21 protein-coding genes, 6 pseudogenes and 1 riboswitch are annotated in these 21,804 nt (G+C 62.3%); of the genes and pseudogenes, 18 read left to right on the forward strand and 9 right to left on the reverse strand.

Features of this window, described 5'->3' with window-relative positions:
- Positions 1 to 74 precede the first annotated feature (74 nt).
- From MF410_RS05280 to MF410_RS05290, 3 genes and pseudogenes are all read right to left on the reverse strand, one after another.
- The gene (locus MF410_RS05280; RefSeq protein WP_097625995.1) at positions 75 to 386 is read right to left on the reverse strand and encodes a MocE family 2Fe-2S type ferredoxin; all 312 of its coding nucleotides are present in this window, start codon (positions 384 to 386) and stop codon (positions 75 to 77) included.
- Positions 383 to 1,416, reverse strand: a pseudogene (locus tag MF410_RS05285) (sterol desaturase family protein). Before MF410_RS05285 ends, MF410_RS05280 begins: the two are co-directional and overlap by 4 nt.
- A 112-nt stretch (positions 1,417 to 1,528) precedes the next feature.
- Positions 1,529 to 2,530, reverse strand: a complete 1,002-nt coding sequence (locus tag MF410_RS05290) for a LacI family DNA-binding transcriptional regulator (protein ID WP_097625993.1) — start codon at positions 2,528 to 2,530, stop codon at positions 1,529 to 1,531.
- A 241-nt stretch (positions 2,531 to 2,771) separates the two neighbouring features.
- Between MF410_RS05290 and MF410_RS05295 the strand changes: the two genes are divergently transcribed.
- From MF410_RS05295 to MF410_RS05305, 3 genes and pseudogenes are all read left to right on the forward strand, one after another.
- Positions 2,772 to 3,449 carry a type 1 glutamine amidotransferase domain-containing protein gene (locus MF410_RS05295; RefSeq protein WP_097625992.1) on the forward strand — a complete coding sequence of 226 codons (678 nt, stop codon included), beginning with the start codon at positions 2,772 to 2,774 and terminating at the stop codon, positions 3,447 to 3,449.
- Positions 3,443 to 3,538, forward strand: a pseudogene (locus MF410_RS05300) (aldehyde-activating protein); the annotation flags it as partial. The gene MF410_RS05295 and the pseudogene MF410_RS05300, both read left to right, overlap by 7 nt.
- Before the next feature lie 114 nt (positions 3,539 to 3,652).
- Positions 3,653 to 4,096, forward strand: coding sequence for an SRPBCC family protein (locus tag MF410_RS05305; protein WP_097625991.1), 444 nt, complete (start codon positions 3,653 to 3,655; stop codon positions 4,094 to 4,096).
- Positions 4,097 to 4,436: 340 nt separating this feature from the next.
- Here the strand turns inward: MF410_RS05305 and MF410_RS05310 are convergent, their stop codons facing one another.
- Complete coding sequence (locus MF410_RS05310) at positions 4,437 to 4,610, reverse strand: hypothetical protein (RefSeq protein ID WP_003593709.1); 174 nt, start codon at positions 4,608 to 4,610, stop codon at positions 4,437 to 4,439.
- Between the two features lie 125 nt (positions 4,611 to 4,735).
- Between MF410_RS05310 and MF410_RS05315 the strand changes: the two genes are divergently transcribed.
- Both MF410_RS05315 and MF410_RS05320 read left to right on the forward strand, forming a co-directional pair.
- A complete protein-coding gene (locus tag MF410_RS05315; RefSeq protein ID WP_097625990.1) occupies positions 4,736 to 4,936 on the forward strand; it encodes a hypothetical protein in 201 nt (66 codons plus the stop codon).
- A gap of 1 nt (position 4,937) precedes the next feature.
- Positions 4,938 to 5,147, forward strand: coding sequence for a hypothetical protein (locus MF410_RS05320; RefSeq protein ID WP_097625989.1), 210 nt, complete (start codon positions 4,938 to 4,940; stop codon positions 5,145 to 5,147).
- 97 nt (positions 5,148 to 5,244) lie between these two features.
- On the opposite strand, the gene MF410_RS05325 is transcribed toward MF410_RS05320, so the two are convergent.
- Complete coding sequence (locus tag MF410_RS05325; RefSeq protein ID WP_097625988.1) at positions 5,245 to 6,129, reverse strand: SDR family oxidoreductase; 885 nt, start codon at positions 6,127 to 6,129, stop codon at positions 5,245 to 5,247.
- Between the two features lie 91 nt (positions 6,130 to 6,220).
- On the opposite strand from MF410_RS05325, the gene MF410_RS05330 reads away from it, so the two are divergent.
- Complete coding sequence (locus MF410_RS05330) at positions 6,221 to 7,045, forward strand: helix-turn-helix transcriptional regulator (protein ID WP_097625987.1); 825 nt, start codon at positions 6,221 to 6,223, stop codon at positions 7,043 to 7,045.
- 300 nt (positions 7,046 to 7,345) lie between these two features.
- On the opposite strand, the gene ftsZ is transcribed toward MF410_RS05330, so the two are convergent.
- On the reverse strand, positions 7,346 to 8,368 hold the full coding sequence (gene ftsZ, locus MF410_RS05335) for a cell division protein FtsZ (protein WP_097625986.1): 1,023 nt from the start codon (positions 8,366 to 8,368) through the stop codon (positions 7,346 to 7,348).
- A 286-nt stretch (positions 8,369 to 8,654) separates the two neighbouring features.
- On the opposite strand from ftsZ, the gene MF410_RS05340 reads away from it, so the two are divergent.
- The 3 genes and pseudogenes from MF410_RS05340 (at position 8,655) to MF410_RS05350 (ending at position 9,960) form a co-directional block, all read left to right on the forward strand.
- Entirely contained in the window at positions 8,655 to 8,867 is a 213-nt protein-coding gene (locus MF410_RS05340) for a hypothetical protein (RefSeq protein WP_245426816.1), read from the forward strand.
- Positions 8,868 to 9,177: 310 nt separating this feature from the next.
- Positions 9,178 to 9,363, forward strand: a pseudogene (locus MF410_RS05345) (hypothetical protein); the annotation flags it as partial.
- Between the two features lie 345 nt (positions 9,364 to 9,708).
- The gene (locus tag MF410_RS05350) at positions 9,709 to 9,960 is read left to right on the forward strand and encodes a hypothetical protein (protein ID WP_097625984.1); all 252 of its coding nucleotides are present in this window, start codon (positions 9,709 to 9,711) and stop codon (positions 9,958 to 9,960) included.
- 51 nt (positions 9,961 to 10,011) lie between these two features.
- Here the strand turns inward: MF410_RS05350 and MF410_RS05355 are convergent, their stop codons facing one another.
- Both MF410_RS05355 and MF410_RS05360 read right to left on the reverse strand, forming a co-directional pair.
- The gene (locus tag MF410_RS05355; protein WP_097625983.1) at positions 10,012 to 11,382 is read right to left on the reverse strand and encodes a HAMP domain-containing sensor histidine kinase; all 1,371 of its coding nucleotides are present in this window, start codon (positions 11,380 to 11,382) and stop codon (positions 10,012 to 10,014) included.
- Positions 11,379 to 12,040: pseudogene (locus tag MF410_RS05360) on the reverse strand (response regulator transcription factor). Before MF410_RS05360 ends, MF410_RS05355 begins: the two are co-directional and overlap by 4 nt.
- Positions 12,041 to 12,188: 148 nt before the next feature.
- On the opposite strand from MF410_RS05360, the gene MF410_RS05365 reads away from it, so the two are divergent.
- The 3 genes from MF410_RS05365 (at position 12,189) to ilvB (ending at position 15,294) form a co-directional block, all read left to right on the forward strand.
- Positions 12,189 to 12,677, forward strand: coding sequence for a hypothetical protein (locus MF410_RS05365; RefSeq protein ID WP_097625981.1), 489 nt, complete (start codon positions 12,189 to 12,191; stop codon positions 12,675 to 12,677).
- Between the two features lie 72 nt (positions 12,678 to 12,749).
- Positions 12,750 to 13,187 carry a hypothetical protein gene (locus MF410_RS05370; RefSeq protein ID WP_097626072.1) on the forward strand — a complete coding sequence of 146 codons (438 nt, stop codon included), beginning with the start codon at positions 12,750 to 12,752 and terminating at the stop codon, positions 13,185 to 13,187.
- A gap of 379 nt (positions 13,188 to 13,566) precedes the next feature.
- Positions 13,567 to 15,294 (forward strand): biosynthetic-type acetolactate synthase large subunit, encoded by a 1,728-nt coding sequence (ilvB, locus tag MF410_RS05375; RefSeq protein WP_165503976.1) that lies wholly within the window; start codon positions 13,567 to 13,569, stop codon positions 15,292 to 15,294.
- A 184-nt stretch (positions 15,295 to 15,478) separates the two neighbouring features.
- Here ilvB and MF410_RS05380 read toward each other — a convergent pair whose 3' ends face one another.
- A complete protein-coding gene (locus tag MF410_RS05380) occupies positions 15,479 to 16,009 on the reverse strand; it encodes a 2'-5' RNA ligase family protein (RefSeq protein ID WP_097625979.1) in 531 nt (176 codons plus the stop codon).
- A gap of 176 nt (positions 16,010 to 16,185) precedes the next feature.
- Between MF410_RS05380 and MF410_RS05385 the strand changes: the two are divergent.
- From MF410_RS05385 to MF410_RS05410, 6 genes and pseudogenes are all read left to right on the forward strand, one after another.
- Positions 16,186 to 16,552, forward strand: a pseudogene (locus tag MF410_RS05385) (VOC family protein).
- Between the two features lie 20 nt (positions 16,553 to 16,572).
- A pseudogene (locus MF410_RS05390) lies at positions 16,573 to 16,800 on the forward strand (DsrE family protein); the annotation flags it as partial.
- Between the two features lie 169 nt (positions 16,801 to 16,969).
- A complete protein-coding gene (blh, locus tag MF410_RS05395) occupies positions 16,970 to 18,250 on the forward strand; it encodes a bifunctional sulfur transferase/dioxygenase Blh (protein WP_097625978.1) in 1,281 nt (426 codons plus the stop codon).
- Between the two features lie 246 nt (positions 18,251 to 18,496).
- Positions 18,497 to 18,752: riboswitch (cobalamin riboswitch) on the forward strand.
- Positions 18,753 to 18,924: 172 nt separating this feature from the next.
- Positions 18,925 to 19,941, forward strand: coding sequence for an ABC transporter substrate-binding protein (locus tag MF410_RS05400; RefSeq protein ID WP_097625977.1), 1,017 nt, complete (start codon positions 18,925 to 18,927; stop codon positions 19,939 to 19,941).
- A complete protein-coding gene (locus tag MF410_RS05405) occupies positions 19,938 to 20,978 on the forward strand; it encodes an iron ABC transporter permease (protein ID WP_131711779.1) in 1,041 nt (346 codons plus the stop codon). Before MF410_RS05400 ends, MF410_RS05405 begins: the two co-directional genes overlap by 4 nt.
- The gene (locus MF410_RS05410) at positions 20,975 to 21,739 is read left to right on the forward strand and encodes an ABC transporter ATP-binding protein (RefSeq protein ID WP_097625975.1); all 765 of its coding nucleotides are present in this window, start codon (positions 20,975 to 20,977) and stop codon (positions 21,737 to 21,739) included. Before MF410_RS05405 ends, MF410_RS05410 begins: the two co-directional genes overlap by 4 nt.
- The last annotated feature ends 65 nt before the right edge of the window (positions 21,740 to 21,804 follow it).

Below are 21,804 nucleotides of genomic sequence, written 5' to 3' on the forward strand. Positions count from 1 at the left end.
GAAAAAAGCGGCCGGCGCTCGTGACGACATAAAAACCAAGGCCTAAAGCGCTGCGCATGTCCGGGCGACATGCATCAAGCCAGAGCGACGCGAACCTCTCCGTCGATGACCTCTGCCGGATAGGTTTTCAGATTTTCGCAGGCCGGAAGCCTGATGGCCTCGCCAGTGCGATAGTCGAACGCGCCGGAATGTTTTGGACATTCCACCTCGAAATCCATCACCAATCCGTCGGCGAGATGGATCGCCTCGTGGGTGCAGAGCCCGGCGGTGCAGTAGACGCTATCATCCGGGCCACGGTAGATCGCGTAGGTGCGCCCGCCATGGTCGAAGCGGATGGCGCCTTCCTGTTCGATGTCGTCGAGTTTGCCAGCTGAAACCCAGGTCATTCGGCCGCTCCCCCGACTTCCAGGCGGGCCTTGCGGGCCGCGAGTTTTTCCTTGCGCCTGCGGTAGCGCTCCTGCATCTGCGCTTCGCCTTCGGGCGAGCCGTCGTGCCAGGTGCCGAACCATTTATCGAGCGGGATCAGTGCGTCGCCGTAGTTCACCTCGAAATATTTGTGGTGGAGGTAATGCGCATAGGCGTGGCTATCGACCAGTTTCTCCTTACCGATCTCGACCTTGTCGAAGCCGACATGGCCGGGAATGGCCCCGAAACCCGCATAGTGCAGCTGGTAGAGCATGAGGATCGGGTTGGAGGGCAGGAACAGATGGTAGAAGGCGGTCCCAAAATAAAGCAGGTGCTCGATCGGATGCATCGACAGCGACGACCAGGGTGAGGGGTTCACCGAATTGTGGTGGACCGAGTGCACCCATTTGTAGAGCAAGGGCGTGTGAATCAGCCGGTGTATACAGAAAAATGGAACTCATGAATAATCGGCACCACGAGCGCGACAAGCGCCAGCGTCCATGGATTTTCCGCAAAGCTCAGCCACGGCGCGTAGCCATTGGCATAGGCCCAGAGCATGCCGACCTCGACGGCGGTCCAGATCGTCACACCCCACAGGAAGGTGCGCAGCATATTGTCGAGGTTCTGGCGTTCGAACCAGAAGGCGTTGCTCTTGTGGTCGGCCGGGAACTTGCCATTGTACTTGAAGCGGTTTTCCTGCCGTTTCAGCACGTAGAGATGCAGTTCGAAGGCGCCGTAGAACAGGAAGACCGCGACGGCGTTCACCGCATAGAGCCAGGCGATCCAGCCAAAGCTGAGCGTGCGCATTGTTTCCACCGGCGGAATGACCCAGGCCCAATAAGCGACGGCGGAGGCGGCAAAAATCGCATTCCAGGGAAAGAAGTAATGCGGAAGCCATTTCAGGACCGCCATCAGCCGCGGCGGAAACGCAAACAGCGGGGCGGTTTCGGCAGGCTGGTTCGGCGCCCAGTCGCCACGCTTGTTGCGCTTGCCGAATTTCAGATCATCCATTGGCATCTCCTTACGGCGGGCCGGATGTTTCCGCGTCCGCCCGCATCTCTCTGCTGACTGGAAATTAGCAGGGACGCCGGTAAATGCCGAAGCCTTCCTTGATCTGATTAGATCAAAGCCCTTCCTTGGTGATGGTAATAAAACGGATTGGTGCCTGGTCCGGTTTGATATCGGTCAGGCCAACCCGGCGCAGGATCAGATCGAGCGATCGTCTGGCCTGCGCCTCGGGCGCCTGGTCGAGTACCACATCCATGATGCCGTCCTGCAAGGCGCTGCGCGTATAATCGGTGAGTTCGTGGCCGACGAAGAAGATGCCGCGTTCGCGCGCCTGCCGCCGCAGCACACTGATCAGCGCCGAATTGCCACCGCCGGCATTGTAGAGGCCGGCAAGGTCCGGATACATCCGCAAGGCCGAAGACAGGAGTTCGGCGCCGAGATGCTCGTCGTCGAGACCGAACCCCAACTGCTGGAAGCTGGTGAAGCCGGGATGCTCGAGAAAATAATCCGAAAAACCGCGGATGCGATCGCGGTGCACCTGATAGATCGGATGGCAGATCGCAAAGACCGGACCAGTCCGGCGTGCCATTCGGCTGATGAAGAGCGCTGCCGTCCGGCCGGCGGCATAATTGTCGATGCCGACGAATTCGCCTGTCCGTTCCGAGGCGCGAGTGACGACGTGGACCACCGGCAAGCCTTGGGCGCTGACCGTCTCGACGGCCGCGCCGATCACCGGATTGCTGGGCACCGCCAGGATCAGGCCGGCGCGCCGCAGGCCGGCCGACAAGATGCGGCGCGCGATTTCTTCCGGCTTCATCTCTTCGGTAAAGCTGCGATGCACGATCACCAGTGGGTCGAGGGTGGCCGCGATCCTCTCGAATGCTGCGGAGAGCCGCTGATAGAAGGTCGTTTCAGGACGGACCATCAACACCTCTATGCGCAGCAGGCCGCGATGCGTGTCCGGGAGCTTGCGGGGATAATCCAGTGCGCGCGCGGCAATGATCACCTTCTCGACCAGTTCCGGGCGAACGCCGCCGCGTCTGTTCAGGACCCGCTCGACCGTGGCCGTCCCGACGCCGGCATGGCGGGCGATATCCCGATAATTCGGCTTGTTCACTTTTCAGGTCCCTGGAATGGCCAACGCGATCGGATCGATCCTATGGGCAATCCGTCCCTCTTCATACACCGGAGCCTCGGAACGTACAGAGGCTGGTCGGTGCAGGGTTTGAGCGACACTTGTATCGCGGGTGCAGTCGATCTATGATTTCTTCCACTTCAACATGAGATTGCAGGCAGTATTTCACCGTTAAACCGGACGCGGGGGACTTTGTCCTCCGGCCGGCCGAAGGAGCTGGGCAATGAAAATTCTCATGGTTCTCACATCGCATGACCAGCTGGGAAATACCGGCAAGAAGACCGGATTCTGGCTCGAGGAACTCGCCGCCCCTTATTTCGTCTTCCGTGATGCCGGGGCCGAGGTCGTGCTCGCTTCGCCCAAAGGAGGTCAGCCTCCGCTTGATCCGAAGAGCAACGAGCCGGCGTTTCAGACCGACGACACGCGCCGGTTCGAACGCGACCCGTCGGCAACGGCTGCGCTTGCCAACACGCTAAAACTGTCTGACATCGACCAGGCCGATTATGACAGCGTGTTCTTTCCCGGCGGCCATGGCCCGCTCTGGGATCTGACAAACGACCGCAACGCCCACACGTTGATAGAGGAGACGCTTGCTGCGGGAAAACCGCTGGCGCTCGTCTGTCACGCGCCGGGGATACTGACCAAGGTCAAGGCTCCGGACGGCGGGCCGATCGCAAAGGGTCGGACGGTGACCGGATTTACCAATTCCGAGGAGGCCGCAGTGCAGCTCGTCGAGGTCGTGCCTTACCTGCTCGAGGACGTGCTGAAAGAGCAGGGGGCGAAGTTTTCGACGACGGCAGACTGGGCGGTGCATGTCGTCCAGGACGATCAACTGATTACCGGGCAGAATCCGGCCTCGTCGAAGCAGGCCGCACGCCTGCTGCTGCATGCGCTGAGCTGATACAGTCGGGTGTCGAGATGTTCACCAAACGGCGGCTGGCTTGGGCAACGCCCCTTCACCTTCCGCAGTTCGAAGGCATGCCCAGCTGACGGCTGCGCAGCCTCACGCGATTTTTCTTGAAGAAAAGATCGATCCCGTGTCGGATCGGCGAAGGCTTGTCCGTCCTTAGCTTGTTCATTTCGTCCACCACAAGGATCACCACCATGCCGAACACCATACGCCTGCACCGCGTTTTCGCGACCAGCCCGGAAAAGGTCTATCGCGCCTTTATCGAGGCGGACGCGCTTGCCAAGTGGCTGCCGCCGAATGGCTTTCTGTGCACCGTTCATCATATGGAGCCGGTCGTCGGCGGCACGTTCAGAATGTCGTTCCGCAACTACACCACCGGCAACAGCCATGCCTTCGGCGGCGAATTCCGCGAACTCGTCCCGGGCGAACGCGTCCGCTACACCGACAAGTTCGACGATCCGAACCTGCCGGGCGAAATGGAAGTTACCGTGACGCTGAAAAAGGTCTTGGTCGGTACCGAGGTTGATATCACCCAGGCAGGCGTGCCCGACCTCATCCCGCCGGAGGCGTGTTATCTCGGCTGGCAGGAGTCGCTGAAAAACCTCGCCAGGGTGATCGAGCCCGATATCCAGGAATAGCGCGATTGCGCCAGGGCTACCGGGGCTGAATTACGAAACGGGAGCAAGCTCCCGGCATCGTCGATAGAATAGGATGCCACGTCGCCCCTCCGCTTTCGCCCCGGCTCCTATCCCCTCGGCCGGCCGCGAGTAGAAGGTAGGGCAGAGGCGTTGTCGGTCAATGAACAGGCGGGGGTTGCGGCGTGTGCATGCCTGTACAACATTTGACAGGAAGCGCTCACTGGGTTCCTCATCTCTGTCCTTGGGTCAAAGCCCGAGAACAGAAATGAGGGAAAGGTGGCGCTTCCACACAACTGTTGGCGGTGATATCGCCACCAGGTAAGCTGGCGGCACGCGCCGCTCAATTGCTCCCGTCGTTCGGCCGCGCCTTGGCACTGTCGTTGCTGCTGTCCGAGGCAGTTTTGCCGTCGGGCTGCTGACCGAAATATGTGCCGCCGAGGTGGCCGCCGGCGCTGGTGTTTTTGACCTGCTGTTCGGCGCGTTTCTGTAGTTCACGGACGTTGGTCTTGCTCATTTTCGGCTCCCTGTTCGAGGTTGCGACCTCGGGACAACCGTTGGGGGACGACACTGTTCCATATTTTCTGCGGGAACACTTGGCGCCTTTCCCGGTTTTTCCTCTTCAACCAAGGAGGAACGACGATGGGCATGACGACCCCCAAAGATGGCGCTCCCGGCACCACAGATCAGTCGCCCCGATGGGAAGGCCCGAAGGGAAACACCCCGCACGGCTATCTCAAAGCCAAAGACGATCCGGATCGTGATCGCGACGCGAAGGGCGAAAACAACCGCGATCCCGAGACCAAGGATCTCGGCGATGCGCTGAAGCAGAAGGGCGAATGAGATGGCCAACCCCGAGAAAGACGCGGCCGGCCAGTTCGCCAAATCCCGCGCCGACAGGAAGAGCACCGGCGTTGCCAGCGCCAAGCCGACCGTCATCACCGGCTCCGAAGATGCAACAGTGCACAAGAACCCGCCCGACAAGAAGAACCCGCAGAAGGATTGGGACATCAACTACGATCCCTCCGATATGAATGAGGGGCGGATGCGGTAGGCGAAGAATTCCCCTTTAAGTCTGCAGGCAAGCCGACCCCGGCTTTCGGCTTGTTGGGGGCGGCGATGCTCCTGCGGGTGGGCGTGAGGATGAGCTCTTAAAAATAAGCCGCGTGGTCAATATCGGCGAGCAGGTCCGGCTGGGTGGGCTGCCAGTTGAGGAGCGCGCGGGTGTGCTCGCTCGACGTTGGCACGTCGAAGCCCGCGAACATCGCGAACCAGCCGAAATGCGCAGCCGCTTCCTCGCGCGACTTCGAGACCACCGGAACATTGAGCCGCCGCCCGATCACCTCGGCGATCTTCCGGAACGGCACGCCCTCCTCGGCGACCGCGAGGAAGGGGCCGCCCACGGCGCCGCGCTCCAGCGCCAGCCGATAGAGGCGGGCGGCGTCGAGCCTGTGCACCGCCGGCCATCGGTTCTGGCCTTCGCCGATATAGGCCGAAACGCCCGTCCGCCGGGCGAAATCGATCAGGATCGGCACGAAACCGTGATCGCCGTGGCCATGCACCGAAGGCGGAAGCCGGACAGTCGAGGCGCGCACGCCGCGTGCCGCAAGTGATACCGCGGTGATTTCCGAGGCGCGGGGATAGGTCTCTGTGGTGGGCATGGGCGGATCTTTTTCGGTGCCGACGCGGCCGGGCGCATGGCCGAGGCCTGCGGTGACCAGCAGGGGACGGCTGGAGCCTTGGAGAGCTTCGCCGAGCGCCTCGATGGCGCGCCGGTCGAGGGCGCAGTTTTCGGCGAATTTCGAGAAATCATGGTTGAAGCCCGTATGGATGACGCCATCGGCCTCGGCGGCGCCGCGCTTCAGGCTCTCTACATCCTCGAGCATGCCGCGATGGACCGCAGCGCCGGCGGCCGCCAATTCCTCAGCTCCTTTTTCCGAGCGGGTGAGGCCAAGCGCCTGGTGTCCGCCGGCGATCAATTCACTAACGACGGCCGAGCCAACCCAGCCGGTGGCTCCGGTTACGAATACGCGCATGTCAGCGTCTCCTGTTTTGCTGGAGACAGATATCGACCACGCTGCTATCATGGTAAAGTAGTGATATTATCATGGTATAATGCATAACAGGATGAGCGAATTCGTCACCTCCGAAAACCGGCTGGGCGCCTATCTGAAGGACCGCCGCGCCAAGCTCGATCCGGCCGCGCTCGGCTTTGCCGGCGAGCGTCGCCGCACGCCGGGGCTACGCCGCGAGGAGGTAGCAGGCCGCGCCAATATCAGCCCCACCTGGTACACCTGGCTGGAGCAGGGGCGCGGCGGCGCGCCGTCGGCCGACGTGCTCGACCGGATTTCGCGGGCGCTGATGCTCACCGATATCGAGCGCGAGCATCTTTTCCTTATCGGCCTCGGCCGCCCGCCCGAGGTGCGCTATTGCAGGCAAGACGGGGTGACGCCCAGGCTGCAGGGCGTGCTCGATGCACTGGACCCGAGCCCGGCGCTGATCCGCAACGCCATCTGGGACGTGATTGCCTGGAACCGGGCGGCAACCATGCTGCTGACCGACTACGGCGCACTGCCGCCGGAAGAACGCAACGTGCTGCGCTTCATCTTCCTCGAGCCGCGCGTGCGCGCAGCCCAGCACGACTGGGAAAGCGTCGCCCGCTTCGTCGTTGCAGCCTTCCGTGTGGACGCGGCCCGCGCGGGTGCTGCGGCCGAGGTCGAGCCCTTGGTCGACGAACTCTGCCGCAAGAGCCCGGAATTCCTGGAAATGTGGCGTGACAACGATGTCCGCACCCACGGCGAGGGCGCCAAACACATCAAGCACCCGGTGCTGGGGTTGCTCGCCTTCGAATACTCAGCATTTCAGGTGGATGGCCGCCCGGATCTCAGCATGGTGGTGTATAATCCTGCCACGGCGGAGGATGCGGAGAAAATCAGAGGGCTGGTGGGGTGAGGTATTAGTCGGGTTCTCAGTGCGGGACTTATGCGAGGCGCACCCGGCTCGTCCTTCGAGGCGCCAGCCTTCGGCTTCTGCGCCTCAGAATGACGCTCTCCTTAGCGGAGACGATTCATCTCCAACGTCGTCTATGATTTTCCGCAGGGGATACTCTCTACATCCCAAATTCGGAGATCGTCGAAATCTCCGTGTCTGGATATCTTGGACATGCTCTTCGCTGACCGGGTTTCAGCTGGCCAAGCGGCGACGTCGCCCCGTCCGTTCTTGCACCGGGCGACGCTTAGCCACGATATGGCGCTATTGCAGCGTGCGCGTCTGGATCTGCTCTACGGCTGGCTGAGAAGCGGAGGTGGGCACGGCGCCGCCTTCCAGGCCGGTCGCCACGACCGAGACGCGGAACCTGCCGTCAAGGCTGCGGTCGAAAATCGCGCCGACGACGATATCGGCGTCGTCCTGCACTTCGTCGCGAATGCGGCTTGCGGCTTCGTCGACTTCGAACAGGGTCATATCCGAACCGCCGGAGATCGAGATCAGCACGCCCCTGGCGCCCCGCATCGAGATATCGTCGAGAAGCGGGTTGGCAATTGCCGCTTCCGCCGCCTTCATCGCGCGGCTTTCACCGGAGGCTTCGCCAGTGCCCATCATGGCGCGGCCCATGCCGCGCATGACCGATTTCACGTCGGCAAAATCGAGGTTGATCAGGCCTTCCTTGACAATCAGGTCGGTGATGCAGCCAACGCCGGCATAGAGCACGCGGTCGGCCGTCATGAAGGCATCGGCGAAAGTGGTTTTCGCATCGGCAATGCGGAAAAGGTTCTGGTTGGGGATGACGATGACCGTATCGGCCGCCTGGCGAAGCGCCTCGATGCCGATTTCCGCCATCCGCATGCGGCGGTTGCCTTCGAAGGTAAAGGGCTTGGTGACGACGCCAACCGTCAGGATGCCGGCCGCACGTGCGGCGCGGGCGATGACGGGTGCTGCGCCCGTGCCCGTTCCGCCGCCCATGCCGGCGGTGACGAAGCACATGTGCGAGCCGGCCAGGTGATCCATGATCTCATCGATCGATTCCTCGGCCGCCGCGTGGCCGACCTCCGGCAGGGAACCGGCGCCCAGACCCTCGGTCACATTGGCGCCGAGCTGGATACGGCGCGTCGCCTTGGAGGTGGCGAGCACCTGAGCATCCGTGTTTGCGGCGACGAATTCGACGCCTGCCAGGTTTTCCGCGATCATATTGTTGATCGCATTGCCACCACCACCGCCGACGCCGATCACAGTAATGTGCGGCCGCAGTCCCGAAATGCCGCCCTTGGCGTCCGTCATCGCGCTCTCCTTTGATGCTTCGTTCACGCCACGCCCTCGTCGCGGATAGCGAATCGGCGCTTAGGATAGCCGCCCAACAAGGCGGAGGCGAGGCGAAAGACGTCTCAGCGGGAGAGATCAAGATCGGGACGGGGCTTGGTGCTTTTCAGGGAGGGCGCCGTGGCGGCCACTCCTTGAACTGGATGCGTGGACCGGTTTCGGCCCATGAATTGGAACCAGGATCGCACCCGTGCTGTTTAACTGGAAGGACGATCGGTCTTTTAGTTCACCTATGGAGGAGCGCGACATGCATACGACCCGATCGAAAGAACTGGCGGATGAATATCTGCGACTGGGCGGTAAACGGCTGGCCAAGATCGATGATAATATCGTCAAGATCCGCCACTGGGAGGATGACACGCCGGAGGCCGAGGCTTTCTGGCAGAAGAACATTGAGCCGCTGGATGAGCGGCGCCGCGTAGAGGTCGAAACGCACCTTCCCACGATCAACGACAGGTGATCGCAGCGATTTCCCGCAAGCCACTATCGATCGCGCCGGCTGTCCAGTCGGCACTGGGGCGACAGGCGGATCGTGCATCCGTCCCTACGAGATCGCTAGGGAAACGCGTCAATGAAGTTTTGATACACAATATAGAAGTGTTCGCCAACCTTGCTGACGCTGAAAGGCCAGTCCGAACCAGGATAGAGATTGACGCATTCTTTCTTTTCCGAGCACAATTTTTGGGTTCGCTGTTGCCAGGCGGTGGATTGCTCGCCTCTGGGCAGGGCAATCTCATCACTCTCATCGTACACAAGCGTCGTGGATGTTAGCCGACCTCAGATTGTTTGGGAAGAACGCCGATGGCGCGCCGTACCGCACGTTTTCGAGCATTGCGGAAGCTGTTCGCGCCGAAGGGAAAACGCCGACGCTCGCCGTCAACGCCGGCATGTACCGCTCCGATTTTTCACCGATGGGACTTTATGTCGAGAACGGTCGGGAATTGAAACCCGCCAATTCGGCCACCCCCAGACCTCCGCCCGTCGCCAGGAATTTTCGGTTTCTAGCCATACTGAGGACGATCATCTCATCATTCTAACCCGATCTGCGGTCATGCTATGAAATCGATTCGCATAGGTGACGTCGATGAGGGATTTCCATGAATTCATATCGCGCAGCAGTTTTGGTTGTCGCCTCGGCTTTGCTGGCGCTGTCGGCCTCGGAAGCATCCGCCTGTAGTTGCAAAGAGGTGTCCACGAAAGAAAGCTTCGCTAGTTCCGATTTGGTCGTAAGAGGCCGCATGAAGCTGGTGACTTACGGTGTCTAGATGCCGGGTGGCGGGTCGGACGGCGAAACAATACGGATGACGCGTGGCGAATTTGAGATCCAGAAAGTGCTGAAGGGAACCTTCAAGGGCAAAAACCTGTCGATGTATACGGGTTCCGGTATGGGAGATTGCGGTCGTTTAGGAGAGTTCATCGCTTCGGCATATAACTACAGCGATAAGAAATTCGTCGTCGAATTCGGCTTGTCAAAAGCCGAACACGCCGGGGAAACTCTCTATTTCACGTCAATCTGTGATTACATAAAGGGTCCGAAGGACGGCCAACAATAACACCGTCCTCAAGCGTCGTCCGGTTCATAAAGGTTGCCGCCGGCACGACGCCTACCGCCCCAACCCCACCGCCACCGGCAAACACAACACACACCGCAACCCCACCACCCCATTCGCCTCCAACACCAAAGACCCGCCGTAAAGCCCCGCAAGTTCGCTCACGATACTCAGCCCAAACCCATTCCCCGGCACTTGCTCATCCTCCCGCACGCCAGGGAGCAGCACAGCATCCAGCCGGTCTGCCGGTATCCCCGGCCCGTCGTCCTCGATCGTGATACGGGCGGTCGGGCCGTCGCGGCGGGCGCGGAGGGTGACGTGGGAGGTGGCCCATTTGAAGGCGTTGTCGATCAGGTTTCCGAGCATTTCCTCGACATCGCTTTCGTCGCAGGCGACGCGCAGGCCTTTGGCGATATCGGTGTCGAAGGCGATCTTGCGCTCGGCATGAATCTGGCTGATGGCCCGGTGGAGATCGGCGACCGAGGCCGCCAGGTCGATGCTGGCGACATTGTCCGTCGAGGCCATCACGCGGCGAGCGGCGGCGAGGTGGTGTTTGATCCTGTTGTCGATCCGGGCGGCGAGGCTGCGTAAGGCGCCTTGCGGATCGTTTTTCTCGTCGAGCGCCAGCAACAGGCTCGCCACCGGCGTTTTGAGGCCGTGGGCGAGGTTGGCGAACTGCATGCGGGTTGCCGCGAGCCGCTCCTCATTGGCCGCCAGCAACGCATTGGTTTTCAGCGCGAGCGGCGCAAGCTCGACGGTCGCCTCATCGGGCAGGCGGGCGCGTTCTCCCCGGTTGATGGCATCGATATTGGCTGCCATGGATTTCAAGGGGCGCAGGCCGAAGCGGATCTGCCAGAGCGTGCCGGCCATCAGCACGAGGCCGAGCAGCAGCATGGAGGGAACCAGCCAGAAGAGCGCGCGGAGCGCGGGGCCGACGAGGGCGATCATCGGCGCCGTCGTGGTGATTGTCAGCGTCATGCCGTCGATGCTGCGGATGGCCTGCCGAAGATAGAGCGGTCGTCTTCCGCGATCACCGCCCGTGCCTGATGTCGGCATGCCCATCAGCACATGGCGCAGATCCTGCCGGGGCGGCGGCGCGTCGATCGTGCCGTTCATCAGGGAGCGGGAGGTCAGGCGCTGTTGCCCGTCGTCGATCTGCCAGTACCAGCCGGATGACGGGCGATCGAAGGGCGGTGCGTCGAGCGGCGCGGACAAGGTGATCCTGCCTTGCGCATCGCGCGTCACCGCGCCGGCAAGGGCGCCGATCTGGGTGTCCAGACGCTGATCGACCTGCTCGCGCACCACCGTCTTCAGCGCCAGCCAGAGCACGATCGCGGCCACAACGAGCGCCAGCGTCACGAAGATGCCGGAGAACATCAGCAGCCGGCCGGCGATCGATCTCGGTTTGAGGGCGGGGGCCTTCATGATGCCGACGTCAGCATATAGCCGCGGCCGCGCACCGTCTCGATGCGATCACCCCGAGCTTCTTGCGCAGCCGGGCGATGATCACTTCGATGGAATTGGAGTCGACCTCGGCATCACCGTCATAGACGCGCTCGGTCAGCTCCCGCCGGTCGACGACCATCTCCTTGCGCAGCATCAGGCAGGAGAGCACTCGCCATTCCAGCGCCGTCAACTTCAGCGGCAGGCCGTCGAGTTCGAAGGTGCCGAGCTGGGCATCGAAGACCAGCGCGCCGCAGGTCAGCCGCGCGGCGGCGTGGCCGGCCGCCCGGCGCACCAGGGCGCGCAGGCGCAACACCAGCTCTTCCACCTTGAAGGGCTTGGCGAGAAAATCATCGGCGCCGGCCTTGAAGCTTGCGACCTTGTCCGGCCAGCCGTCGCGCGCCGTCAGCACCAGAACCGGCAGGTCGCGGCTGCCATCGCGCCATTCCTTCAGCACGCTGACGCCATCGATCTTCGGCAGGCCGAGGTCAAGGATCGCGACATCGAAGAGTTCGGTCAGGCCCGCATGGAGAGCGTCCTCGCCGTTGCGCGCGATATCGACCACGAAGTTTTCCGATCGCAACACGGCGGCGATCCGGCCGCTGAGGTCTTCGTCATCTTCGACGAGCAATACGCGCATGGGGCAGGGCTTTCCTCAAGGCTGGGCATCTCTGGGGACAGGCCAAAACTATCGGGCCGAGCTTAACTCAATCTGAACGGAGAGGTTCAGGCGGGCGAGGGGACGGGGCGGTTAGAGTGCGGCAACGACTGATGCAAGGAGCAGATATATGCCGAATGAAGACCAGGACAACGTGCATACCGAGGGCGCAGCCATGCCCATCCCGCCAAGACAGCGCCGGCGTCGGCTGGCGCTTCCCATCATCGCCGCCGCCGTGGCGCTGGTCATTGGGGCTGCCGGGGGCGCCGGTGCTGTCAAAATGATGCGTCCGACGCCGGAAATGGCGCCGCTGACGCCGGTGGCGATTTCGGCCATGCCCGCATCGAGCCTCGTGACGATCAAAGGCAAGGTCGCCGAGATCTACGGCAACAAGTTCGTGTTGCAGGACGACAGCGGCAAGGCGCTTATTGAAGCCGGCCGAGCCGGTGAGGGCGGCACTCTCGTTAGCCGTGACGAAGCTGTCACCGTACAGGGACGCTTCGACGACGGCTTCGTGCGTGCGAGCTACCTCGTTCGCCAGGACGGACGAACCGAAGCGCTGGGTCCGCCGAAAGGTCCGCCGCATAGACGATTTGAGGATTTCGATCACAGGCCTTGACGGGCCATGAACCATAGCCGCGCTGCGGTGTTTACAGACATGCTTCTCAATTCCGGCAAAGGAACAATTCCCATGCAAAGATTTCTCCTATCAGGCCTTGCTCTTGCCGCACTCGCCGGCGCCGCCTTCGCTCAACAACCGCCCACCCCGCCGCCCGCCGCGACCCCACCCGCTGCGGTCGACCCGGCCTCGCCACCGCCACCGCCGCCAACGAACCCGTCTGCTTCCGCCGATGACGAGCGGATGATGGGCGAGCCGGATGCGCGGCCGGGAGATCGGCCCGATGATCGGTGGCATCGTTCTAGAGACGATATGGGTTTCCGTGACGACAGAGGCTTCCGTGGTTTCCGTGGTCATCGCCCGTCACCGCCACCGCCGTCCAAGGCAGCGCATTTCCGGATCGAGGATGGGAACACCCGGATCGATCTGAAATGCGCCGAGGACGAACCGATGAAGGCCTGCGCCGATCTGCTGCTCCAGGTGATGGACCGCCTGCAGGGCCAGGACTAGGCTTGAACATCCTGGCATAGCCGGGACGCCGCACGACATTGCAACCGTCCGCGTTCTCTCGCGGGCGGCTTTGCGAAGGCCACCGTCGCCGACAGCCGCCATTCGTCTCCTCCGCAAGCATTGACGGCGGCCCGATTTGGCTTTAGCTGTGACGCTATGAAAATCGCAATGGTTCTGGCATTGGTGATCGGGCGCATGGGCAGGATGGTGTAACCATCCGGCGAAAGCACCCATGCGCGGTAAGCAGGCTCCTGACGGGGCCTTTTTTTATGCCCTGAATCCGGGGCGGGCGCCTCGTCGGACTTTCCACACATCATCACACTGATCAAGGAACGGAACCATGAGATCCCGTCATTCCATCGACACCCCGCGCGCGCAGATGACCGGCGCTGAAATCGTTCTCCAGGCGCTGAGAGACAATGGCGTCAAGCATATATTCGGCTATCCCGGCGCTGCCGTACTGCCGATCTACGACGAGCTTTTCCAGCAGGAAGACATCAGACACATTCTGGTTCGCCATGAACAGGGAGCCGGCCATGCCGCCGAGGGGTACGCCCGGTCAACGGGCAAGGTCGGCGTTATGCTGGTGACCTCAGGACCCGGCGTCACCAACGCGATCACGCCCCTTCAGGACGCCTTGATGGATTCCGTGCCGCTCGTCTGCCTGTCCGGTCAGGTGCCGACGACGCTGATCGGGTCCGATGCGTTTCAGGAATGCGATACCGTCGGCATCACCCGAGCCTGCACGAAACACAATCGGCTGGTCAACGACGTCAATGAGCTCGCGGCGGTCATCCACGAGGCCTTTCGCATCGCCGGATCAGGCCGGCCCGGACCCGTTCTGGTCGACATGCCCAAAGACGTGCTGTTTGCAAGCGGCAGTTATTCACTGCGTGAGGCTGTCGCCCCGGGACCGAGCTACCAGCCGGACAACAGCTGCGGCATCAGGGAGATCGAGGCTGCAATCGCTTTGATGACAGCGGCACGCAGGCCGGTTATCTGCGTGGGCGGCGGCGTCATCAATTCCGGTCCCGAAGCGGTAAATCGGCTGCGCGAGCTGGTCGATCTCACCGGCTTTCCCGTCACGTCGACGCTGATGGGGCTCGGCGCCTATCCGGCTTCCGGCCCGAACTGGCTGAAGATGGCCGGGCTTCACGGCTCCGATGAGGCCAACATGGCAATGCAGGACTGCGACCTCATGCTGTGCATCGGGGCGCGCTTCGACGGCGGGCTGGCCGTCGGCGTCGATGGTTTTTCACCGCATTCCCGGAAGATTCAGATCGATATCGATGCTGCCTCGCTCAACAAGACCGTGCGCGCCGATATCGGTATCCAGGGCGATGCGGGCGGCGTGCTTGCCGAATTCCTTCGTCTCTGGCGAGCGCTGCCGCGGGCGCCGGACCGGGCGAGATTGGCCGACTGGTGGAGCATGATTGCGGGCTGGCGCGCACGGCGATCGTTTTCCTATGCGGTGCGCGAGGACGTCATCATGCCGCAATATGCCATCGAGCGGCTTTACGACCTGACGAAGGATCGGGATACCTACATCACGACGGAGGTCGGCCAGCATCAGATCTGGGCGGCGCAATATTACGGCTTCGAGCAGCCGAACCGCTGGATGACATCAGGCGGCCTGGGGACGATGGGATACGGGCTGCCTGCCGCCCTCGGCGTGCAGATCGCCAATCCCGACAGCCTCGTCATCGACATGGCCGGTGACGCCTCCGTGCAGATGACGATGAAGGAAATGTCGGCCGCCGTGCAGCACAACGCGCCCATCAAGATCTTCATTCTCAACAGCGGCGATCAGGGATCGGTTCGGCAGCACGGAAATCCGGATTTCGTGAAACTGGCGGAAGCCTATGGCGGACACGGCATTCGCTGCGAGAGGCCCGCCGAACTCGATGATGCGATCCTGGAGATGATCGAGGTGAACATGCCTGTTCTGTTCGACTGCCGCGTCGCCGAACTCGCCGACCGCCTGCCGATGATCGGGCCGGGCCGGGCGCGCAACGAGATGCTGCTGTCCGGCGAGGTTGGCGCCGCGCTGTTTGCCGCGTCAGCTGATGGAGTGGGGCGCGTCGAAAGCGCGTCGCATCAAACTTGATTCATGCGACGCGCTTTAGCTCTTTGGTTGAATGGATGTCGTTCTCCCGGAACCGCTGCACACTTCCTGGCGACATGCATTAGCGGCTTTGGAGCATGGTTTGAAAATGTCAGTCGCAGCGGTGGATTCTGCGACTGGCGTCGAGTCATCAGGCCGCCGCCGATGTGGCCTTGTGCCGGCAGCATCATCGCGGCGCCAACCTGATCTCGCTCAATATCTCCACAGGCGGAAACCGGACACAATCGACGGCATCGAAATTTACCGAGAACTGCATGCTATTTTCGTTCGCCCATTTGATCGCGGCCGCTGATTTCGCCTCCGGCACTTTCGCTGCAATGGTGCAGTGAGGCGCCCAATTGCCGGGTCGATAGTGCCCATGACAGAAGGCAGGATCAATCTTTCGATGGAAAGCCGCGTGCAGTTGGAGAAGAGCGTCGTCTGGGATCGGGCGCGCCCAGAGAACGAGGAACTCGTTCTGAAAATAGCCGATGCCCGAAAAGGCTAAGGTGACGGTGGAGCGCGCGCGGAAAACACTTTCAAGCGCCTCGCCCAATCGATCTGCATCAAACGCCTGATAAACTGCGAGGGTCAGATGGGGAGGATAATTCAAGGTCCGCATCGAAGCCGTCTCTTCGAATGCCGCCGCTTCATCCCAGAGTTTGAAAACCGGCGATGCGGTCTCGTTCAGACATTTGAGGCTGATCCCGTAAGGCATTTGCGAGCGTTATCCAGTCCATCGCGCCTGGACTTTAGGCCGATATTGTTGCCGATGTCGAGCGCCCGGTCGGAGCTAACGGAGGCGGCCGGCATTGCTGGATATCGCGTGGGTTTTGTGTGTTTTCCGCCGCGGATTCGACTATCATGGGATGCTTGAACGATAGGATGCACGGCATGATCGATCATATCACCATGGCGGTCAGTGACCTTGAAAAGAGCAAGGTATTTTATGAACGCGCTTTCGACCCTCTGGGCTACCTTCGGGAAGGAAGGCGTTTTCTGGGCTTTCGATGTCGGTGGCAGCCTCTTCGAAATCCAGCACACTGACGACAAGCCGCCTCTGACCCGTTTGCACGTTGCCTTCCGGGTCCGAAGCAGGGCGGAGGTCGAGGCATTTTATCGCGCAGCACTTGAAGCCGGCGCAAGGGACAATGGTGCGCCCGGCCCGCGGCCGGAATATGCCGACAACTACTATGCCTGCTTCGTTCTCGATCCTGACGGTTACAATATCGAGGCTATGCTCAACGAGCCGGCGGCGTGAGGGTGACGACGCAGGCTGCGAACCTTGTGCGCAAGGGCGGCCAACGGATGACGCATGTGCCGCCGCTCGATCCGTTGTCGACGCTTATCGAGAATTTCCAGCAGCGCGGCGGCACGATCTGGGCCTGCCCGCCCTGCGTCACCTCGCGCGGTTATACGCAGGAAGACATGCTCGACGGCATCGTCATCGTCGGCGCCAGCGCCATGCATGCCGAAATCAAAGAGGGCGCGGCAACGCTGTCGTTTTGACTGGCTGCGCCGGGCCGGGCGACTATCGGGAGTGTCTTGGCGCCCACATTCACCGGCCTGCGCAGGCGCGACGGAGTGCCAAGCGACTATTCTTGCGCTCGGCAATATACTTGTGAGATTGTACCGATATACATGCGATACTGCCGATGCAGGCAGCGCGGGGGCTTCGATGACATCCGTAAGGGTCAATGAGCTGATATCGGTGGCGGGGCAGCCCGATGCCGCCGGTTTTGCTGCTTTTGCGGCGGACGGTTTTGCCGGCGTCATCAATGCCCGGCCGGATGGCGAGGAGCCGGGGCAGCCGGGCGATGCGGCGGAAAAGGCTTCTGCCGCTGCCGTGGGGCTCGCATACAGCTTCGTGCCGGTGAAAGGGCCCGAGATTACCGAGGCCGATATCCGCGCCTTCCAGAGGGCGATGATGCAAGCAAACGGGCCGGTCGTCGCTCATTGCAAGAGCGGCACCCGGGCGTTGACGCTCTATGCGCTCGGAGAGGTGCTTGACGGGCGGATGCAGCCCGGGGACGTCGAGGCCTTCGGTCAAAACCTCGGCTTCGATCTTGCCGGCGCGCGCCGCTGGCTGGAAAAGCGGGCAGGGCAGGCGGCTGTCGTGAAGGCTTTCTTCGAACCCCGCACTTGCAGTGTGCAATATGTCGTTTCAGACCCGGTAACGAAACGCTGCGCCATCATCGACCCGGTGCTCGATTTCGACGAAATGTCGGGTGCGACGGGAACGGCCAATGCCGATGCCATCCTCGCGCATATCGACAGCGAAGGGCTGACGGTCGAGTGGATCCTCGACACGCATCCGCATGCCGACCATTTCTCCGCCGCGCACTATCTCAAAGGAAAGACCGGCGCGCCGACGGCGATCGGCGCCCATGTCACCGACGTGCAGGTGCTCTGGAAGGAAATCTACAACTGGCCGGCACTCGAAACCGACGGCTCGCAATGGGACCGGCTGTTTGCTGATGGCGACACTTTCGAGATCGGCGGGCTTAGAGCCCGCGTGATGTTCTCGCCCGGCCATACTCTTGCCTCGGTGACCTATGTGATCGGCGACGCCGCCTTCGTGCACGACACCGTGTTCACGCCGGATACCGGCACGGCGCGCACGGATTTTCCCGGCGGCAGCGCCAGCGCTCTCTGGCACTCGATCCAGGCGATCCTGTCGCTGCCCGAGGAGACCCGGCTCTTTTCCGGCCACGACTATCAGCCTGGCGGCCGTCACCCGCGCTGGGAAAGCACGGTAGCCGCCCAGAAGCGCGCCAATCCGCATATATCAGGCATCGACGAAGCCGGCTTCGTGGCGCTGCGCCAGGCGCGCGACCGCACGCTGCCGAAACCGAAGCTGATGCTGCATGCGCTGCAGGTCAACATCCGCGGCGGGCGGTTGCCCGAACCGGAGGCGAACGGGCGACGGTATCTGAAGATTCCGCTGGATGCGTTGTAGGAACGCAGGGAGCAGCGTTGCGGCGTGCTTCGAGGCTTCGCCCGTTCGGGCTGCGCACCTCAGCATGAGGGAGGTTGGTGGATGCCGCGCCCACGACAGCGGGAATAGTAGGATGCTTAAGAGACTCCATCCTGGGGATGAGAATGCTGGCATCATACCGGCCAACAGCGCTCCGACGTTCCGTCTCCATATTTCGCCCACCAAACCCAATCTTCCGCAATAATGATTGACGTCGTGCGGGCGGGCGACGTAACTGGCGGTGACGGTTCCCTGAAGATGACTCCAAGGGGATTAATAGGGAACACGGTGAGGACGACCCAGTAGGGACCGAGACCGTGGCTGCCCCCGCAACTGTAAGCGGATTGTCGATCATCTCAGCTGTGGCCAGCGACTGGCCATCTCTGAAGGGCTTATGGCCCTGCCACTGCGATATATCGCGGGAAGGCGGATGAACGACTTATATCCGCAAGCCAGGAGACCTGCCGTCAATCACGATCCAATCAACCGGGCGGGGATGCCCGGATAAGGAACAGACATGATTGACCTTCTGAACCTTCGCCGAATTTCGGCATGCATCCGTCTCGATTGGGCCTCCTGCGGCTAGCGCGCGCGTCAGCGTGCCTTCGGCCGCGCGTGCGGCATAACCGTGCTTTTTCCTTCAATCGAGGTTTTTCATGCGCCAGATTCTCGCCACCATGACATTTGCCTTCGGGCTGATCGGCCTTGCGGCACCGAGCCTTGCTGCCACCCAATATCCTTTGACCATCACCAATTGCGGTGAGCAGGTGACTTTCCAGAAGGCGCCGTCGAAGATCGTTTCGATCGGCCAGGGAATGACCGAAATTCTTTTCTCGCTCGGCCTTGCCGACAAGATCGCCGGCACGGCCGTCTGGGTCGGTCCCGTGCTGCCGCAATATGCCGCGGCGAACAGCAGGATAAAGCGTCTCGCCGACAATGATCCGAGCTTCGAATCCGTCGTCGGACAGGAGCCCGACCTGGTGGCGGCCGAGTTCGAATGGCATGTCGGCGCGCAGGGCTCCGTCGGCAAGCGGGAGCAGTTTCAGGATCTCGGGATCAATACCTATCTTTCGCCGGCCGATTGCGTCGCCAAGGTCAACACCGATGGCGGCGACGGTGTGCGCAAGGAGCTGTTCACGATGGCGCTGATCTATCGCGAAATCGCCGAACTCTCAGAGATCTTCGACGTGAAGGAGCGCGGCGATGCGCTGATTTCCGAGCTGAAGAAGCGCGAGGCGGATGCCGTCGCCTCGATATCAGCCGCATCGGGCAAGAGCCTGCCCATCGTCTTCTGGTTCTCCAGCAAGGAAGTCAACGGCGACGCCTTCATTGCGGGCAAGAACAGCGCGCCTGCCTATATACTGAAGGCGATCGGCGCCAGGAATGTCGTCACCACCGAGGAGGAATGGCCGCTGGTCGGCTGGGAAACCATCGCCCAGGCGAACCCGGCCGTCATCGTGCTCGCCACCATGGACCGGCGCCGCTACGCCGCCGACGATCCGAAGGTCAAGATCGATTTTCTCGAGAACGACCCCGTGACCAAGGAACTCGATGCCGTCAGGAACAGGCACTTCGTGATGATGGACGCGCAATCGATGAACCCAACGATCCGCACGATCGACGGCATCGAGACCTTGGCGAACGGCATCAAATCCTTCGGCCTCTCGCAGTGAAGGCAGCGTCGGTCAGGAAACAAGGATGGTGGGCGCTCGCCGCGCTCACCATTTCAGCCCTTCTCCTTCTCGGACTGATGATCAGCCTTGCCGTTTCGATCGGCGAGATCGCGATCCCGCTGGCGACAACGGCGGAGGCCGTCTCCAACCGGCTGTTCGGAACGCAGTTCGAACTCAGCCGCATCCACCAGGGCATCGTCTGGGATTATCGTCTGAGCCGGGCGCTGGTTGCGGCCAGCGCCGGCGCGTCGCTCTCGCTCTGCGGCGCCGTGCTGCAGGCGCTGCTGCGCAATCCGCTGGCCGAACCCTATGTGCTCGGCATCTCCGCCGGCGCCTCGACGGGAGCCGTCTGCGTGATGATCCTCGGCCTCGGCTACGGTGTTCTTGGCCTTTCCAGCGGCGCCTTCATCGGCGCGGTCATTGCCTTTCTGCTGGTCGGCTTCCTGGCGACGGGTGCGGGAGGAACCGGCGAACGCATCATCCTGTGCGGCGTCGCCGGTTCGCAGCTCTTCACTGCGCTGACCTCCTACATCGTGACGACATCGGCGAATGCCGAGCAGGCGCGGGGCATCCTGTTCTGGCTTCTGGGTTCGCTCAGCGGCGTGCGCTGGCCGGATGTCTATCTCTCGGTGCCGATCGCGCTCACAGGTTTCGTCATCTGCATGGCCCATGTCAGGGCGCTCGATGCCTTCGCCTTCGGTACGGATGCGGCGGCCTCGCTCGGCATTGCGGTGCGCCGCGTCCAGATCCTGCTGTTCGGCCTGACAGCGGCGATGACGGCAAGCGTCGTCAGCATGGTCGGCTCGATCGGCTTCGTCGGCCTGGTCATTCCCCATGCCGCCCGCTTCCTCGTCGGGCCGGGCCATCGGCGGCTGCTGCCGGCAACAGCACTCGGCGGCGCGATCTACATGGTCGGCGCCGATATCGTCTCGCGCATCATCATCCCACAGCAGGTCCTGCCGATCGGCGTTGTTACGGCGCTCTTCGGCGCGCCAGCCTTTGCCGTCATCCTCTATCGCGTGCGGAGGAGCGCATGAGCATTACGATCGACGCGGTGAGTTTCGCCGCAGGCGACACGGTCATCGTCAACGGCGTCAGCCTGACGGTGGCAAAGGGCAAGGTGCTCGGTCTGCTCGGGCCGAACGGGTCCGGCAAATCGAGCCTGCTGAGGCTGATCTGCCGGCTGCGCAAGGTCCGCAGCGGCGTCATCCGGCTGGGCGACGACGATATCGCTTCGCTGTCGCGCGCCGCCCTTGCGCGGCGCATCGCCTTCGTCGAGCAGCAATCGACGACCGAGACGCAACTGACCGTGCGCGACGTGGTGCGGCTCGGCCGCACGCCGCATCGCGGGATGCTTGCGCCCTTCGGCGCGGAGGATGATGCCGCGGTCGAGGAGGCGCTGTTGCGGGTCGACATGCAGGCGAGGGCGGGCCAGCTCTGGCAGACGCTGTCGGGAGGCGAGCGACAGCGCGTCCATATTGCGCGGTCGCTGGCGCAGGCGCCGGGCGAGCTGCTGCTCGACGAGCCGACCAATCATCTCGATATCCAGCACCAGCTCGACATTCTCCGGCTGATCTCGAAGCTCGGCATCACCTGCATCGTCGCTCTGCACGATCTCAACCTGGCGGCAATGTTCTGCGACAGCCTGGCGGTGCTTCAGAAGGGTGAGGTCGTCGCCGCGGGCGCGCCGGAGGAGGTGCTTACCGAGGATATGATCGGCAGGGTTTTCGGCGTTCGCGCCCATGTCCAGAAGTCGGCAGTGCATGGGCGGCACCACATCCAATACGTCCTGGATTGAGGAATGGCCTTTTTCCTGGACTGGCGTATGATTTCCGAGGGCGCCTGCGCCCGGTCGAACGGAGT

Source organism: Rhizobium sp. C104, from assembly GCF_022354505.1.
Taxonomy (GTDB): domain Bacteria; phylum Pseudomonadota; class Alphaproteobacteria; order Rhizobiales; family Rhizobiaceae; genus Rhizobium; species Rhizobium redzepovicii.

Bases quoted from the DNA above. Each gene is read 5' to 3' on its own strand.
- MF410_RS05280 (WP_097625995.1), bottom strand. From the start codon at position 386: ATGACCTGGGTTTCAGCTGGCAAACTCGACGACATCGAACAGGAAGGC.
- MF410_RS05295 (WP_097625992.1), top strand. From the start codon at position 2,772: ATGAAAATTCTCATGGTTCTCACATCGCATGACCAGCTGGGAAATACC.
- MF410_RS05305 (WP_097625991.1), top strand. From the start codon at position 3,653: ATGCCGAACACCATACGCCTGCACCGCGTTTTCGCGACCAGCCCGGAA.
- MF410_RS05310 (WP_003593709.1), bottom strand. From the start codon at position 4,610: ATGAGCAAGACCAACGTCCGTGAACTACAGAAACGCGCCGAACAGCAG.
- MF410_RS05315 (WP_097625990.1), top strand. From the start codon at position 4,736: ATGGGCATGACGACCCCCAAAGATGGCGCTCCCGGCACCACAGATCAG.
- MF410_RS05320 (WP_097625989.1), top strand. From the start codon at position 4,938: ATGGCCAACCCCGAGAAAGACGCGGCCGGCCAGTTCGCCAAATCCCGC.
- MF410_RS05325 (WP_097625988.1), bottom strand. From the start codon at position 6,129: ATGCGCGTATTCGTAACCGGAGCCACCGGCTGGGTTGGCTCGGCCGTC.
- MF410_RS05330 (WP_097625987.1), top strand. From the start codon at position 6,221: ATGAGCGAATTCGTCACCTCCGAAAACCGGCTGGGCGCCTATCTGAAG.
- ftsZ (WP_097625986.1), bottom strand. From the start codon at position 8,368: ATGACGGACGCCAAGGGCGGCATTTCGGGACTGCGGCCGCACATTACT.
- MF410_RS05340 (WP_245426816.1), top strand. From the start codon at position 8,655: ATGCATACGACCCGATCGAAAGAACTGGCGGATGAATATCTGCGACTG.
- MF410_RS05350 (WP_097625984.1), top strand. From the start codon at position 9,709: ATGACGCGTGGCGAATTTGAGATCCAGAAAGTGCTGAAGGGAACCTTC.
- MF410_RS05355 (WP_097625983.1), bottom strand. From the start codon at position 11,382: ATGAAGGCCCCCGCCCTCAAACCGAGATCGATCGCCGGCCGGCTGCTG.
- MF410_RS05365 (WP_097625981.1), top strand. From the start codon at position 12,189: ATGCCGAATGAAGACCAGGACAACGTGCATACCGAGGGCGCAGCCATG.
- MF410_RS05370 (WP_097626072.1), top strand. From the start codon at position 12,750: ATGCAAAGATTTCTCCTATCAGGCCTTGCTCTTGCCGCACTCGCCGGC.
- ilvB (WP_165503976.1), top strand. From the start codon at position 13,567: ATGACCGGCGCTGAAATCGTTCTCCAGGCGCTGAGAGACAATGGCGTC.
- MF410_RS05380 (WP_097625979.1), bottom strand. From the start codon at position 16,009: ATGCCTTACGGGATCAGCCTCAAATGTCTGAACGAGACCGCATCGCCG.
- blh (WP_097625978.1), top strand. From the start codon at position 16,970: ATGACATCCGTAAGGGTCAATGAGCTGATATCGGTGGCGGGGCAGCCC.
- MF410_RS05400 (WP_097625977.1), top strand. From the start codon at position 18,925: ATGCGCCAGATTCTCGCCACCATGACATTTGCCTTCGGGCTGATCGGC.
- MF410_RS05410 (WP_097625975.1), top strand. From the start codon at position 20,975: ATGAGCATTACGATCGACGCGGTGAGTTTCGCCGCAGGCGACACGGTC.